Here is a 14,964-nt window from a genome sequence, read left to right as displayed (position 1 = left end):
GAAAAATTGAAAAAACGTCTTATATATAATTTATTGAGGCCGCTAATTTTATGGGTTAAATTATTGATATACAATAATTTAACCCATATGAATCATTAATACGGAAATATCTGAGGGCGAAACACCAGAAATGCGTGATGCTTGGCCTAGTGTCCTTGGTTTTACTTTAATAAGTTTTTCTCGAGCCTCTTTGGACAACGATACAAGGTTTGAATAGTTAAAATCAGGATTGATTTCCTGATCCTCCATACGTCTCATCTTATTGACGATTTCAATTTCCTTCTCGAAATAGCTATCGTATTTGATTTTGATTTCGGCCTGTTCGATGACATCTTGGTCATAGGACGCGAGCTTTTGGGCAAACAAGTTGTCTGCTCTTGCAAGGTCTTGAATGCTTACTTGTGGCCGACTCAAAATATTGAATAGTCGGGTTTTTTGGTTGAGGGGACTTGAATTTAGTTGGGCCAAGATGGGGTTTATTACTTGGGCATCTAGCGAGTGTTTTCTCATGTATTCCACTAGTGCATCGGAATTTGCTACCTTCCGTTTCACGTTATCAAGACGTTCATCAGATATGAGGCCCAGCGTATGTGCTATTGGGGTGAGCCTTGCATCGGCATTGTCCTGTCTAAGGAGGAGGCGATGTTCGGCTCTTGAAGTAAACATCCGGTATGGTTCTTCCGTACCCTTGGTAACAAGGTCATCGATAAGGACACCGATATAGGATTCGGATCGCTTGAGGATGAGTTCATGTTGGTTGTTTACGCGTTGATGTGCATTGATTCCGGCAATGAAACCCTGGCTTGCAGCCTCTTCATAACCGGTAGTTCCATTGATTTGCCCGGCAAAGAAAAGATGTTTGACGAGGTGTGTTTCCAAAGTAAGGCTCAACTGCATCGGAGGAAAATAATCGTATTCTATTGCATAACCGGGGCGAAACATTTTGGCTTTCTCAAAGCCTGGAATTAGCCGCAGGGCCTTTAATTGAATATCTTCCGGCAGGGAAGTAGAAAAACCATTTACATAGATTTCGACTGTGTTCCATCCCTCAGGCTCTACGAAAATTTGGTGCCTATCGCGTTCGGCGAAACGGTTTATTTTATCTTCTATGGATGGACAATACCGTGGACCAAGGCCCTTGATTCTGCCTGTAAACATGGGTGATTTCTCAAAACCTTCTTTCAGTGTTTCATGTACCTCTTCATTGGTATAGGTGACCCAGCAACAACGTTGTTCCGTCGGCAATGGCACATCAGTGAAAGAAAATCGGCCTCTTTCCTCATCTCCCCATTGTTCCTCCATTTTAATATAATCGAGGCTCCGGCCATCTACCCTTGGTGGGGTGCCTGTTTTCATCCTTCCCGATTCGAATCCAAGGCCTACAAGCTGTTCCGTGAGTCCTGTAGCTGATTTTTCGCCAGTTCGCCCACCACCGAATCGCTTTTCACCAATGTGTATAGTCCCATTTAAGAAGGTGCCATTGGTTAGGATTACAGCATCACTTTCAATGATGAGACCAAGCGAAGTGATCACACCACAAGCTTTTCCGCCCTTTACGACAACCTCTTTTGCGGTGTCTTGCCAAATATCGATGTTTGACAGGGCCTCCAGTTGTAATCGCCATGCTTCAGCAAAACGCATTCGGTCATTTTGGGTTCGTGGGCTCCACATGGCGGGTCCTTTAGAGCGATTGAGCATTCTAAATTGAATGGTCGTTTTGTCGGCTATGATGCCGGAGTATCCTCCCATCGCGTCTATTTCCCGAACGATTTGCCCTTTTGCTACTCCACCCATGGCAGGGTTGCAACTCATTTGAGCGATGGTAGCCATGTTCATGGTAATCAACAATACAGATGATCCCATGTTGGCTGCCGCTGCCGCTGCTTCACAACCGGCGTGCCCCCCTCCTACTACAATAACGTTATATTTATTAAACATAGTTGTTTTTCGCTGTGTTCCACGTGGAACAATTTTAGTGGATTCCTGCTGCCCGTTAAATGTTCCACGTGGAACATACTATACGTGTTCTCCTAAATTTAACCAGCGCTCGGTTTTTAAATCTAATTCGTGGTTCATTATTTCAATTTCCGTTGCAATCTCTGCGATTAGCAAATGATCTGTCGTTTGATTCAGCGCCTTCGTTCGCTCCGATAGCCGTTGTTCCAAGGACGGAATTTCCTTGTCTAACCGGTCATATTCCCGCTGTTCTTTATAGTTTAACTTTTTTTTGGCGTCGACACTCATAGACACGGGCTTCGGTTCTTCGACCCGTTGCTTAGTCGGGTTGCCATCTTCTTGCTCCACTTTATAATCGGCATAGTTGCCACTGTAAATGGTTACCTTACCATTACCATCGAAAACAAAGAGCTGATCGGTGAGCCTATCCAGTAAATAACGATCGTGCGAAACGAGAAGTAAAATGCCGGGGTAATTTAGAAGAAAATCTTCCAAGACATTAAGGGTGTCAATATCCAGATCATTGGCAGGTTCATCCAAAATCAAGAAATTTGGATTTTGCATCAACACCCGCATTAACTGCAAGCGTTTGCGTTCACCCCCACTCAGTTTGTTGACCAAGCCAAATTGTTTGTTAGGCGGAAAAAGAAATAAGGTAAGGAGCTGTGTGGCGGAAAGAATTTCGCCATTTGACATCGTAATGTATTCCGCCACATTTTTGACGACATCGATTACTCGTTCATTTTCGGTGATCTCCAAACCACCCTGTTTATAGTATCCAAACACGGTAGTTTCGCCAATATCAATTTTTCCGGTGTCGGGATCTTCAGCACCTGTAAGCAGATTGAGGAAGGTTGATTTACCTGTGCCATTCCTGCCTGCAAGTCCAATTCGATCGCCTCTCTTGAACACATAAGAAAAACCTTGGATAAGCGAGTTGTTTCCGTAACCTTTGGAAACATCTTCCAACTCGAGAATCTTGCCGCCCTGTCTGCTCACCTTTATGCTGAGTTGTACAGAGCCATTTTGTTTTTTTGCTTTGGTTTTTTCCTCCAGCTCGTAAAATGCGTCTATACGCGCCTTGGATTTGGTGCCCCTCGCCTGAGGTTGTCTGCGCATCCATTCCAATTCGCGACGCAGTAGATTACGATTGCGTTCAAGCATCACACTGTCCGCTGCTTCGCGTTCAGCCTTCTTCTCCAAATAATAACTATAGTTTCCCGAGTAACCAATTAGTTTCCCGTTGTCTAATTCGCGTATTTCCGTGCAGACATTATCGAGGAAATAACGATCGTGGGTCACCAACAATACCGTCTTTTGGCCCGTGGTGAGTAGCTTCTCAAGCCATTCAATCGTTTCAATATCTAAATGATTGGTTGGCTCATCAAGGATATATACATCTGGTTCGTCGATGAGTAATTTAGCCAAAGCAAGACGTTTATGTTGGCCGCCCGAAAGCTTGCTTATCTCTTGCGAGAAGTCGGTTATCTGTAAGCGAGATAGGATAGTTTTGATATTGTGCTCGTATTCCCAGGCATCCATCGCACTGATTTGGTCACTTAATTCGGCCAATTTATGTGCATTAGCATTCGGATCTGAAACCAATTCCTCATACATTCGTATGAGTCTTTGTGATTGGTTATCGGCGCTATAAATAAAATCATTTATTGACTTAAGATGCTTAAAATCCGGATCTTGAGCGAGGTAGCCAATGGTGATTCCTTTTTCTTTTACCACCTTTCCTTCTGTCGGATCGAGCTGTCCCGAAAGGATGCGGAGCAAGGAGGATTTACCCGTGCCATTGGCTCCGACTAAAGCTACACGGTCACCCTTTTGCAACCCAAAATGGAGGCTTTTGAACAACCACTTGTCGTGGTATGAATGGCCCAATTGCTCTGTTGATAAAATACTCACGCTAATTTTTTGATATCGTCCCAATAATATATGTGGTTGCCGCTAGCCGCCTCTTTTGCGGCCTTGCTCATCGCTCTTGCCACGGATGCCGCCGGGATGCTTCGATAGCGCCTTAATCCACCAATCAACAATGGATTGACTATGGCTAATATGCCTTCGGATACCTCTTCTAGGAATCTTTTTCCCCTACGCTGACCAGTAAGTAAAGAAGGCCTGAAGATATGGTTCTGTTCCATGCCTATCGCTTTTACATCCCGCTCGGTCTCCCCTTTTATACGGAGGTAGAAATTGGAAGATTCTGTATTAGCACCAACGGAAGAAACTAAAAAGAAGGCTTTAGCCCCATTATCTTTAGTCAGTTTCGCTGCAGCCACAGGGTAATCGTGGTCTATTTGATAGTAAGCGTTTAGATCCGGGGTTTTTTTTCTTGTTGTACCCAAACAGCAAAATACGTCATCAGCAACCAATAAATCTCCAACTTCATTAAGTGTCTGTAAATCAGCCACAACCTGATGTAATTTGGGATGGTTAAACGTCACCTTTCTCCGTACCACGGCTGTTACCTTACTATGCGTAGAACGATCTAGCAAATACCGTAAGAGGTGCCCGCCGATAAGTCCGGTTGCCCCGAATACGATAGCCGATTTTTGCATATTCACAAATTTTATGCAAAAATACGGAAATATATTGGTAGTCTAGGAGTTGGAGAGTACAAGGGGTACAAGACAAATATTCGTTTGAGGCGTTACAGAATTCACACAAAGAAGCCCACTTAGCGCCCTCAGCATAACGAGGCTCTGCGTGCTTTGTGAGAAAACGATGGGTTTTTTCATTTCAATTCAATCGATGCGGAGCAATTAAATCGAATTTCGGGATATTCACTTCAAAAGTCCGGCCATCCAGTTCACGCAGCATCTCGTATTTGCCTTCCATGCAACCCATATCGCTTTTGAGATTACAGCCCGACACATACTCGTGTTGTTCGCCCGGCTCGATAATGGGTTGTTGTCCCACTACCCCTTCGCCTTCTACTTCCCGGCGCGTACCGTTCGAATCGAAGATGTACCAATGCCGGCGTAAGAGCTGTACGCTGTAGTCGCCCAAATTCTCAATCGTGATTTTATACGCAAACATGAAGTGTTCGTTTTCAGGATTGGAATACTCGGGCTGATACACCGTTTCTACAGAAACCCTTACCCCATCGGTAATTTGCGTGGCCATACTGGTATCAGTTTTTTGGGCAATTTAGTAAATGCGTTTCAATAAATAAAACGAGCAAACCAAAAAAGTATCCATAGGCCCACTAAATGATATTTCCATAGCGCAAACTCATTTACTCGAAATAATGAATTCTAATGAAACAGGATATCAATTTAGGGCCTTTTACTCACAGGAGATGCATGAAACGCAAATTTTAATAAATCAAAACACAATAAACCAACACGTTTTATTACGTTTGTACATGCCTTATGGAACGCTGTACCTTATCCCCGTACCTTTAACGGATGATGCCGCATTGGCGTCATACACACCTTATCTTGCGCAGCTTATCAACACCATTGATGAGTATATTGTGGAAAATGAAAAGACAGCCCGCAAATTTCTTAAGCAGGCCGGTCTACAAAGACCCCAAAGCGAATTGATACTACATGATTACGGTAAGCATGCCCGAGGAAAAGCGGACATCGCTGGGTTTTTTGCCGGACTTTTGGCAGGTAAGGATGTAGGTCTCATGAGTGAGGCGGGATGCCCGGGCGTAGCCGATCCGGGGTCTGATATCGTGGCCGAAGCGCACCATAGGGGAATCCGGGTAGCACCATTGGTTGGGCCCAGTTCCATTCTATTGGCTTTGATGGCTTCCGGATTCAATGGACAAAGTTTCGTCTTCCATGGGTACCTGCCCATAGAGAAAGGCGCGCGGGCCAAAAAAATCAAAGATCTGGAACAGGTCGCTCATCGGGAGAAGCAGACTCAGCTCTTCATTGAAACCCCATTCCGCAACAACCAATTGTTAACCGAAATACTGCGCATAGGCAAACCACAGACCAACCTCTGCGTTGCTTGCAACCTAACGGCGGCAGACGAACAGATCATTAGCCAGCCCCTACATATATGGAAAAAGGGAAATTACGACTTCCATAAAAAACCAGCGATTTTCCTTATTTTCTGATCTTGGAAATCCGAAAACATACTGATGTCCTCATTGTAGGTGCCGGCCCATCAGGCTTGATGATGGCTGCCCAAATGCTTCGGTTTGGTATCCAACCGATGATCATTGATGCTAAGCGAGGGCCCGACAGAAAATCGAAAGCTATTGCTGTGCATGCCCGCTCGTTAGAGTTGTTTAGGCAGATCGGTTTGGCAGACAAATTGCTTGCCCGAGGGTTGCACTGTTATGTGGCGCGGGTAAAGGGCCGTAAGTACATGTTGGGCAAAGTGGATTTTTCGCAAATAAAAGCGTCTGGCACAGCGTTCCCTTTTATCCATCTCGTTGGCCAAGACAACACGGAGAAAATATTGATTGACCGATTGACGAAAGAAACCTGCCCGGTGATTTGGGAAACGCGGTTAATATCGCTCAGACAAGATGACAAGAAGGCGATAGTAGAACTGATTCATAATGACACGATTCAAAAATGGATGTGTAAATGGGTTATCGGAGCTGACGGTGCAGACAGCGATGTGCGAAAACTTTTGGGAATACCGTTTGAGGGGAAAAAATATAGGGGACGGTTTTTTTTTGCCGATGTACAGGTTAAGGGAGCGCAGAATCACAATATTCACTTTTTTTTGCCGAAAAAGAGTTTTTTGGGCGTTCTGCCGTTCAGCATAAAAGGGCGTTACAGGCTTGTGGGATTGCTGCCCGATGAATGGTCGGAGAAGCAGGATATCCAATATGCCGACATCAAAGCCACGATTGATAAGGCCTTTGGATTTGAGCTTCCGGTAAGCCAGTGCTCTTGGATAAGCACCTTTATCCTACAAAGACGATTGGCCGAGCAGTTTATGCGTCAACGCAGCTTTTTGATTGGTGATGCCGCGCATGTCCATTCGCCTGTTGGCGGTCAAGGGATGAATACCGGACTGCAGGATGCCGCAAACCTCGCATGGAAATTGGCCGGTGTGGTGAGCGGCCGGATGAAACCGCAAGTATTACAGACCTATCAACAAGAGCGGAAACCTGTGGCAGAGCAAGCGATTCGTCTTTCGGACCGTGTTTTTAGCCTCACAATAGGTATGGGCTCATGGCTATACCCCGTGCGGGATTTCCTGTTGGCAAAGGGGCTTAACTATATGGGCAAAACACCCCAAAGACTTGGCAATATGTTTAGTAAAATGGCACAATTAAGCATTAATTATCGCCAAACGGCGCTTGCTGTGCACCATGCCACCAACCGAAAGATACGGGCCGGGGATCGTGTTCCATTTATGCATGTCTATGATGAAAAGGCAAAGATTGAGACAGACTTACACCGATGGTGTGAAAAAGCGGGGTTTATACTTCTGCTATTGGGCACGATAAGCCCCCATCACCTACGCATCTTTGCGCAATGGGTACGCCAGAAGTACCCAAGGGAAATGCACCTCTATTACCTACCCTATTCGCCAAGAAACCACCAAGTATTTGATGCCTTCGAGGTGAAGCCTCAAGGCACGAAAATTGTGCTCATACGCCCAGATATGTATATTGGTTATATCAACGACATGGTTAATGTGAGCCTTATTGATACCTATATGGAAGAAGTGATGGGGTGGAATTTTTTTCGTCATTTGCCGGAAAAGCCCTAAATATGCATCATTAATAGGTTTCTTATGAATAAGTTCGTGTGCGTATTGTTGATAGGCGGTTCCCTGCTGGCAAACAAGGCTTTCGCTTTTTTCGCCGAACGGGCCAGAGATAACGGCTGGAAAATCATCAACATGCAGGCTGGCCATAACCCATAGATGAGCAAACCCGAGGAGCTGGCACAACTACTGGATATCGAAGGAGAGGAAAACTAGGCAGGACGACATGGATAAGCAAACCTTGGTATGGAACACTAAACCCTTTGAGACGCTTTCGCTCGATGAGCTCTATAAAATCCTGCAATTGCGGGAAGCAGTCTTTGTTTTGGAGCAAGCCTGCGTATACAGCGACTTGGACAATAAGGACCAAAAGTCTTTCCATATGATGGGATGGCATGGAGATTCATTGGCCGCATATACGCGCCTCGTCCCGTGGGGTGTGTCTTATCCGGATGCTATCAGTATCGGGCGAGTGATCATCAGTAAGGATTTTCGTGGAAAAGGATTAGGTGAGGAATTGATGCTGAGGAGCATTAAAGCAGCACATCAGCTATTTGGTAACCATTCGATAAAAATCAGCGCACAAGAACGCCTCAAAGCCTTTTATAACGGATTGGGTTTCAAGCAAACCAGTGAACCGTATATGGATGCCGGAATCATGCATATCGAAATGCGGCTTTCACTAATGGAACGCGGATAATGCAGATTTTGCTAATCTTCGCGGATTTTTTTCTTACCAATTGCCGACTAACTAGCTAAATCAGTGGTCATCCGTGTCATCGGCGTTCAATACAGCTGTTTAATCAATTCCATAAGCGTTGGGTTTTATGGCTGAATCACCGTACTTTAGTGCCGATGAACATCAATTACGAAAATCTCACGCCCGAAATGATGCAGTTGGTAGGCGCAGCACTGCTTATCAGACTACTTATTTGGGTTTTTTATGCCAATACCATTCGTAAAACACTCCTATTGATCGCTCCCGAAAATCGGCTAATGGAACCCAACTTAGCCTGGTTGGTGGTAATCCCATTTTTCAATATCTATTGGAACTTCGTGGTCGCTTCGCGGTTGGCCGATTCCCTTACCAATGAATTTTACGACCGCAAGATTGCCGAGGAAGAAAATCCTGGCCGGGCCTCCGGCATGTTATATGCTTGGCTATTTCTGTTGTCCAATATCCCGCTACCCCCATTTATCCTCATTACGATCGGCTTGCTGAGCATGGTGTATTTCATCGTCTATTGGGTAAAGGTGAATAATTTCAGGAACTTATTGGCCGAACACCAAAACTTCAAGAACAAACAACAAGATTGATTATGCTTCTCCGAGAACTCACTTCATACCTTGAATCGCTGGCTCCGCTGGATTACCAGGAACCCTATGACAACTCAGGATTACTGGTAGGCAGCCCCGATAAGGAAATCAATCAAGTCATGGTATCACTTGATTGTACCGAGGAAGTAATAGACGAGGCCATCCATCAAGGCTGTGACCTGATTATCTCCCATCACCCGATCGTGTTTAAAGGGCTCACGCGCTTTAATGGAACCACCTATGTAGAGCGCGTGGTCATTAAGGCTATCAAGCACGACATCGCGTTGTATGCCATCCATACCAACCTCGACAACATTACCGGCGGGGTAAACGGTAAAATCGCCGAACAGCTGGATCTGCAAAACACTGCAATATTGAGTCCCAAAGGCGACTTGTTTAACAAGCTTGCTGTATTTGTACCAACAAGCCATGCGGAGCAAGTACGGGCGGCGTTGTTTGCGGCGGGGGCAGGCCATATCGGTAATTATGACGAGTGCAGTTTCAATGTATCTGGCTATGGCACGTTTCGGGGAGGGGAAGGCACCACTCCCTTTGTGGGTAGCCAAGGCGAGCAACATCGTGAGGAGGAAGTGCGCATAGAAGTCGTGTTTCCCTCAAATAGAGAGCGGGCGGTGTTGCTTGGCCTTTTTGAAGCACATCCCTATGAGGACGTAGCATATGATGTATACCGCTTGCAAAACAACCACCAACAAGTGGGCAGTGGTCTCATCGGCCAACTGGAGAATCCGTTGTCGGAAGCGGATTTCCTCAAGCTGTTGAAAGAAAGGCTATGCACAAAAATAATCAGACATACCGCGCTGCGAGGCAAACCCATTGCGCGTGTTGCCGTTTGTGGTGGTGCCGGAGGTTTCCTTCTTGGCCATGCCATACGCGCTGGCGCAGATGTGTTTGTGACATCAGATTATAAGTATCACGAGTTTTTTGATGCGGAGGGAAAAACCGTCATCGCAGACGTGGGACATTTTGAAAGCGAACAATTTACACAACAATTATTGTTAGAAATTATTCAAAAAAAATTTCCTACCTTTGCAGTCCGTTTGACGGGAATAGACACAAACCCAATAAAATACTACAGTTAAATGGAACAGACCATAGAACAAAAACTGAAGGCCCTCTGGTTACTTCAAACCATACACACCAAAATCGATAGAATTCGCCAAGTACGGGGTGAATTGCCGATGGAAGTGGGAGATTTGGAAGATGAGATTGCCGGACTGGAAACCCGTATTGAGAAAATCAGGAGCGAGCTGGACGAAATGGAAGACTCCATCGTCAATCGCCGCAATATGATTAAGGATGCGCAGGCAGCCATCAAGAAATATGAAGGTCAACTTAACGAAGTTAAAAACAACCGCGAATATGATGCCATCACCAAGGAAATAGAAATCCAAGGACTTGACATTCAGGTGAGCGAAAAGAAAATCAGGGAGCTTGAGTTTGAAATCCGTAGCAAAACGGAAACCTACGATGCCACAGTGGAATCCTTGGAAACTGCCAGGAAGGATCTTGAAGTAAAAAAGGGCGAACTGGATACCATCACGGGTGAAACCCAGAAGGAAGAGGATGAGCTGTTGGCACAAGCTGAAAATGCTGAAAAAGACATTGAAGAGCGCCTGTCAAGGGTATACCATCGGCTTAGAAACTCCTATAAGAATGGCTTAGCGGTGGTTTCCATTGACCGCGATAGTTGCTCCGGCTGCCACAACAAAATTCCACCTCAAATGCAGCTTGAAATTCGCCAACGTAAGAAAATCATCATATGCGAACACTGTGGACGCGTACTCGTAGATGAAGCATTGGTACAGGAAGTAGAATCTGCATCGGTTGCTTAATTAAAGCAACCCAAAATTAATAAACAGCGCCCAACATTTGCAAATGTTGGGCGCTGTTCTTTTTATTACCCGAGCAAACCAGACCTGATGTAGGGAAGAGGAGTTGTTTAAATTTTTCAAGGGGTAAAATGATTCCCAATAAATCTCCAGTTTTGTGGTGCTGAAACATAAAACACGGAATCAAATTGGGAATCATCGATATAGATTCGATAATGCAATTGATTATACCACATCTGAGCACGGGCAAACGGAGATTTAAACCGCGGATATGTCTTGTTGAGGTTGTCCAAGCCATATTTTACCGTTTGAAGACGGGCTGCCAATGGCGGAATCCACCGGTCGGGCATTTCGTCCGGGGAGGTTCTGGTTGGTAGCAGGTTTTCTACTATTTCAACAAATGGAGCAAGGATGGTTCATGTCAGTCGGTCTAGGGGAGCCTGTACGGCGCAACCACAAACACCTTGGCCTATCCCGGCGCAGCTAGACGGGATCCATACGCTTGACAAGCGTGGCGGAGCGGGCCCATCGCTCCCTGTTATATCACCTAAATTGGGGTAGTATTTCCCGCAAATATGGTGTGAAGAAACGATGAGATTTTTATTTTCCTTTGTTTCGTTAATCACTTCGTTCAATATTTTAATGGCGCGACAAGCTAACAGCGTACTGTTCCTAAGGAGGATTGACAAGAAGAAAAAAGTTTAAACAAGTTCAGAATCAGAAGAACCAACCCAATGCAACTATTTCCACGATAAAGCGTCAAATAAAGATCAAATAGTTTAATATTGCATACAACCCAGTTTTCTGTTTTAACGAAGAAATATGAATAGTTTAAAAACCAGTATTATAGGATTTGCAGTGCTGTTTTGTGGAGTCTTTTACACCCAAGCGCAGGAAACACTGTTGTTGCGGACACCCAGCGTCAGCGAAGGGCATGTGGCCTTCGTCTATGGTGGCGACATTTGGGTGGCGGATAGGAATGGCAGCAATGCCCGTAGACTCACAATAAACCCTGCTGTGGAGCAAAACCCGGTGTTTTCTCCCGACGGGCAGCAAATCGCTTTTACGGGCAACTACGATGGCAATACGGATGTATATGTCGTTTCTATCCATGGTGGCGAGCCAAGGCGACTTACCCACCACCCAGGGGCGGATGTGGTTCGTGGCTGGATAGATAATGCAGCTGTATATTTTACTTCTACACGCGATGTCCAATATGCGCTCAGCCCTCGCCTACATACCATCAGTATCAAAGGAGGTATGGCTACCCCGCTCATGATGCCCGAAGCTTACCAAGGCTCCCCCTCTCCAGATGGACGGTACTGGGCTTACATTAAAAATACGGATCCTACCGAACGCGATCGTGTGGCCTTTAAAAGATATCGGGGCGGAGGTATGCCCACCATTTGGATTTTCGACACCAACACGCAAGACGTCGAAACCATACCCGGAGCCAATAGTAACAATGTAAAACCGGTGTGGCTTGATGATAAAGTCTATTTCCTGTCTGATAGGGAAAAGATTGTAAACATCTATAGTTATGATATTGCTTCGAAACGGGTTGAAAAACTCACCAATTTCAACGACTATGATGTGCGGTCGCTCGCCGGCAAGGGCAATACACTGGTTTTCGAACAGGCAGGTAAAGTACACCTTCTCCAAACCGACAATAAGAAGGCAACACCTTTGACCATCAGTATCCATGCGGATGCGCTATATAAGCGGCCGCATTATGTGGATATGAGTCAAAGTATAAACGATTTTAGCATTTCCCCCACTGGCCAGCGTGCGGTCTTCGAAAGTAGGGGGGAAATTTTCACGGTACCCAAGGAAAAGGGAGATGCCCGCAACATATCCAACTCGCCCGGCACGCATGAGCGCTTCCCGGCTTGGTCGCCCGATGGAAAATGGATTTCGTATATTTCGGATGCAAAGGGCAACTATCAATTGGTATTGCGGGATCAGGCGGCAAAAGACAACCCCATTTATATTCCGTTGGGAAAAACCACGTTTTATTTCCAACCGACTTGGTCGCCGGATAGTAAAAAGCTCTTTTACAACGATAGCCATCTCAACCTTTATTATGTGGATATTGACACCCGCAAAACGGTATTGGTAGACGATGATCGACTAGGTTCGCATACTGGCAGGGTCTACAACCACTTCCAGCCGACGTGGTCGCCGGATTCGAAATGGATTGGCTATGTGAAAACGCTGCCCAATACGGTCCCTGCGGTATTCATGTATAACCTAAGTACGGGCGAAAAACACCAGATCAGCGACGGCATGAGTGCCGTGCGTGGGCCAGTATTCAGCCGGGACGGCAAATATTTGTTTTTCACAGCCAGCACAAACACGGGCCTCACCAATAGCGGCTTGCATATGTCGGCATACGAACGCCCTAGCAACTATAATGTGTATGCCTTTATCCTGTCAAAAGATACCCCCTCCATCTTCGAGCCGGAGAGCGATGAGGAAACCATAAAAGAAGAGAAAGCAGAAAAGGAAATGAAGGCCGACAAGAAGGAGGACGTGGAGAAAAAAGAACCCGATAAAAGCAAGGACAAAAGTACAGACAGTACAGACATTAAAGCAGATTTCGAAAATCTAAGCAACCGCATTATCTCCTTACCGTTGCCAGCCGGATACTATCAGCTGAACGCCAACGTGGAAAACATGCTCTTGTACCAGCGAGGTTCCACACTGGGAGTCTATGATTTCAAAAAACGGGAAAACAACACATTGATTGAAAATATCCGCGGCTTTGATGTAAGTGCCGATGGTAAGAAAATGATTTATTCGGCGCGGGGATCCTACTTCATTGTAGATGCAGGCAAGAAACCAGCAACTCCAGAGACGGGAAAAATTAAACTGGAAAACATCAAACAACTTGTGGACCCTGCTGCAGAATGGAAACAAGTATTCAATGAGGTATGGTCACTCCAAAAGGAATATTTCTATGTGGAAAACATGCATGGTGTAGATTGGCCGGCCATGAAAACGAAGTATGAAAAATTCCTTCCACATGTGAACCACCGCTCGGATCTAGGTTACCTCCTCAATGAGATGATGGGTGAAATGGTGGTGGGCCACAACTATATTTATCCCGGCGATGAACCATCTGCACCCTCGGTAGGTGTGGGAGTACTCGGTGCCGATTATGAAATCGAAAAAGGGCACTATAAGATTAGCAAAGTTTTCACCCGGTTGGATTGGAATCCCGCTTTCAAAGCACCGTTGGCCGAGCCGGGGTTGAACATAAAAGCGGGGGAATACATCCTTGCAGTCAATGGTATTCCGCTTACTGCTGAAACAAGCATATACAGCCTTTTTGACCACACGGTGGGCAAGCAGGTAATCGTCAAAATCAATGACAAACCGATAGCTGATGGTGCAAGGGAAGTAACCGTAGTACCCATCAGTTTCGGAGATGAAATGCAGCTGCGTCGCATGGACTGGGTAGAAAAGAACCGCAAAAAAACGGATGAGCTCAGCAATGGGCAAATCGCTTATGTATATATGCCCAATACCGGGCCGGATGGTTATACCTATTTCAATCGGTATTATTTCTCCCAAATGGACAAAAAGGCTTTGCTCATCGATGAACGCAACAACGGCGGAGGCTGGGTGGCCGATTATGTAATCGATTTGTTGGCCAGGGAACAAGTTAGTTATTGGGGCATACGAGACGGCAAAAGCTTCACCACCCCGGGGAACGGCATCTATGGCCCGAAAGCCATGGTCATCAATGAGAATGCAGGTTCTGGCGGAGATATGATGCCCTATATGTTTAAGTTGAAAGGTTTGGGAAAACTTGTGGGGCGCACGACTATGGGCATTCTCGTGGGTATCAGCGGATACCCGCCCCTGTTGGACGGTGGTAGGATCACTTCACCTAATTTTGGCATTTATGACATGAATGGAAAATGGATTATCGAAAATGAAGGGGTTGCTCCAGATATATTCGTAGAACAAATGCCTAAGGATCTTCTCGAAGGCCGTGATCCGCAGCTGGAACGAACGGTCCAACTCTTATTGGAAGAGATGAAAACCTATCCATACAAAGAAGTGAAAAAACCGGCAGACCCCATACGGGTGAAGTAAAAGCACAATAGAATCCCCTAGGTTTTGCAATAGCATC

At 45.7% G+C, this 14,964-nt stretch carries 12 protein-coding genes; 8 read left to right on the top strand and 4 right to left on the bottom strand.

All coding sequences use genetic code 11. The features are described from left to right. Positions 1-78: 78 nt before the first annotated feature. The 4 genes from mnmG to apaG all read right to left on the bottom strand — a co-directional run bounded on the left by mnmG (position 79) and on the right by apaG (position 5,091). Positions 79-1,938, bottom strand: a complete 1,860-nt coding sequence (mnmG, locus tag NF543_RS06805) for a tRNA uridine-5-carboxymethylaminomethyl(34) synthesis enzyme MnmG (RefSeq protein WP_257667361.1) — start codon at positions 1,936-1,938, stop codon at positions 79-81. 78 nt (positions 1,939-2,016) lie between these two features. After that, positions 2,017-3,870: an ABC-F family ATP-binding cassette domain-containing protein gene (locus NF543_RS06800; RefSeq protein ID WP_257667360.1), complete on the bottom strand. Its 1,854-nt coding sequence runs from the start codon at positions 3,868-3,870 to the stop codon at positions 2,017-2,019. Next, positions 3,867-4,523, bottom strand: coding sequence for an oxidoreductase (locus tag NF543_RS06795; protein WP_257667359.1), 657 nt, complete (start codon positions 4,521-4,523; stop codon positions 3,867-3,869). Before NF543_RS06795 ends, NF543_RS06800 begins: the two co-directional genes overlap by 4 nt. A 181-nt stretch (positions 4,524-4,704) precedes the next feature. Next, a complete protein-coding gene (gene apaG / locus NF543_RS06790) occupies positions 4,705-5,091 on the bottom strand; it encodes a Co2+/Mg2+ efflux facilitator ApaG/CorD (RefSeq protein ID WP_257667358.1) in 387 nt (128 codons plus the stop codon). A gap of 241 nt (positions 5,092-5,332) precedes the next feature. On the opposite strand from apaG, the gene NF543_RS06785 reads away from it, so the two are divergent. The 8 genes from NF543_RS06785 to NF543_RS06750 all read left to right on the top strand — a co-directional run bounded on the left by NF543_RS06785 (position 5,333) and on the right by NF543_RS06750 (position 14,927). Then, a complete protein-coding gene (locus NF543_RS06785; RefSeq protein ID WP_257667357.1) occupies positions 5,333-6,040 on the top strand; it encodes an SAM-dependent methyltransferase in 708 nt (235 codons plus the stop codon). A gap of 2 nt (positions 6,041-6,042) precedes the next feature. Further along, positions 6,043-7,659 carry an FAD-dependent oxidoreductase gene (locus NF543_RS06780; RefSeq protein WP_257667356.1) on the top strand — a complete coding sequence of 539 codons (1,617 nt, stop codon included), beginning with the start codon at positions 6,043-6,045 and terminating at the stop codon, positions 7,657-7,659. A 24-nt stretch (positions 7,660-7,683) separates the two neighbouring features. Beyond that, positions 7,684-7,815 (top strand): hypothetical protein, encoded by a 132-nt coding sequence (locus NF543_RS06775; protein WP_257667355.1) that lies wholly within the window; start codon positions 7,684-7,686, stop codon positions 7,813-7,815. 67 nt (positions 7,816-7,882) lie between these two features. Next, positions 7,883-8,356 (top strand): GNAT family N-acetyltransferase, encoded by a 474-nt coding sequence (locus NF543_RS06770; RefSeq protein ID WP_257667354.1) that lies wholly within the window; start codon positions 7,883-7,885, stop codon positions 8,354-8,356. Between the two features lie 155 nt (positions 8,357-8,511). After that, positions 8,512-8,973 (top strand): hypothetical protein, encoded by a 462-nt coding sequence (locus tag NF543_RS06765; protein ID WP_257667353.1) that lies wholly within the window; start codon positions 8,512-8,514, stop codon positions 8,971-8,973. A gap of 2 nt (positions 8,974-8,975) precedes the next feature. After that, entirely contained in the window at positions 8,976-10,073 is a 1,098-nt protein-coding gene (locus NF543_RS06760) for a Nif3-like dinuclear metal center hexameric protein (protein ID WP_257667352.1), read from the top strand. After that, entirely contained in the window at positions 10,074-10,826 is a 753-nt protein-coding gene (locus tag NF543_RS06755; protein WP_257667351.1) for a zinc ribbon domain-containing protein, read from the top strand. A gap of 819 nt (positions 10,827-11,645) precedes the next feature. Continuing rightward, positions 11,646-14,927 carry a S41 family peptidase gene (locus tag NF543_RS06750; RefSeq protein WP_257667350.1) on the top strand — a complete coding sequence of 1,094 codons (3,282 nt, stop codon included), beginning with the start codon at positions 11,646-11,648 and terminating at the stop codon, positions 14,925-14,927. The last annotated feature ends 37 nt before the right edge of the window (positions 14,928-14,964 follow it).

The organism is Parapedobacter tibetensis (genome assembly GCF_024704835.1).
GTDB classification, from domain to species: Bacteria; Bacteroidota; Bacteroidia; order Sphingobacteriales; family Sphingobacteriaceae; genus Parapedobacter; species Parapedobacter tibetensis.
This window is presented reverse-complemented; position numbering and strand designations above follow the sequence as displayed.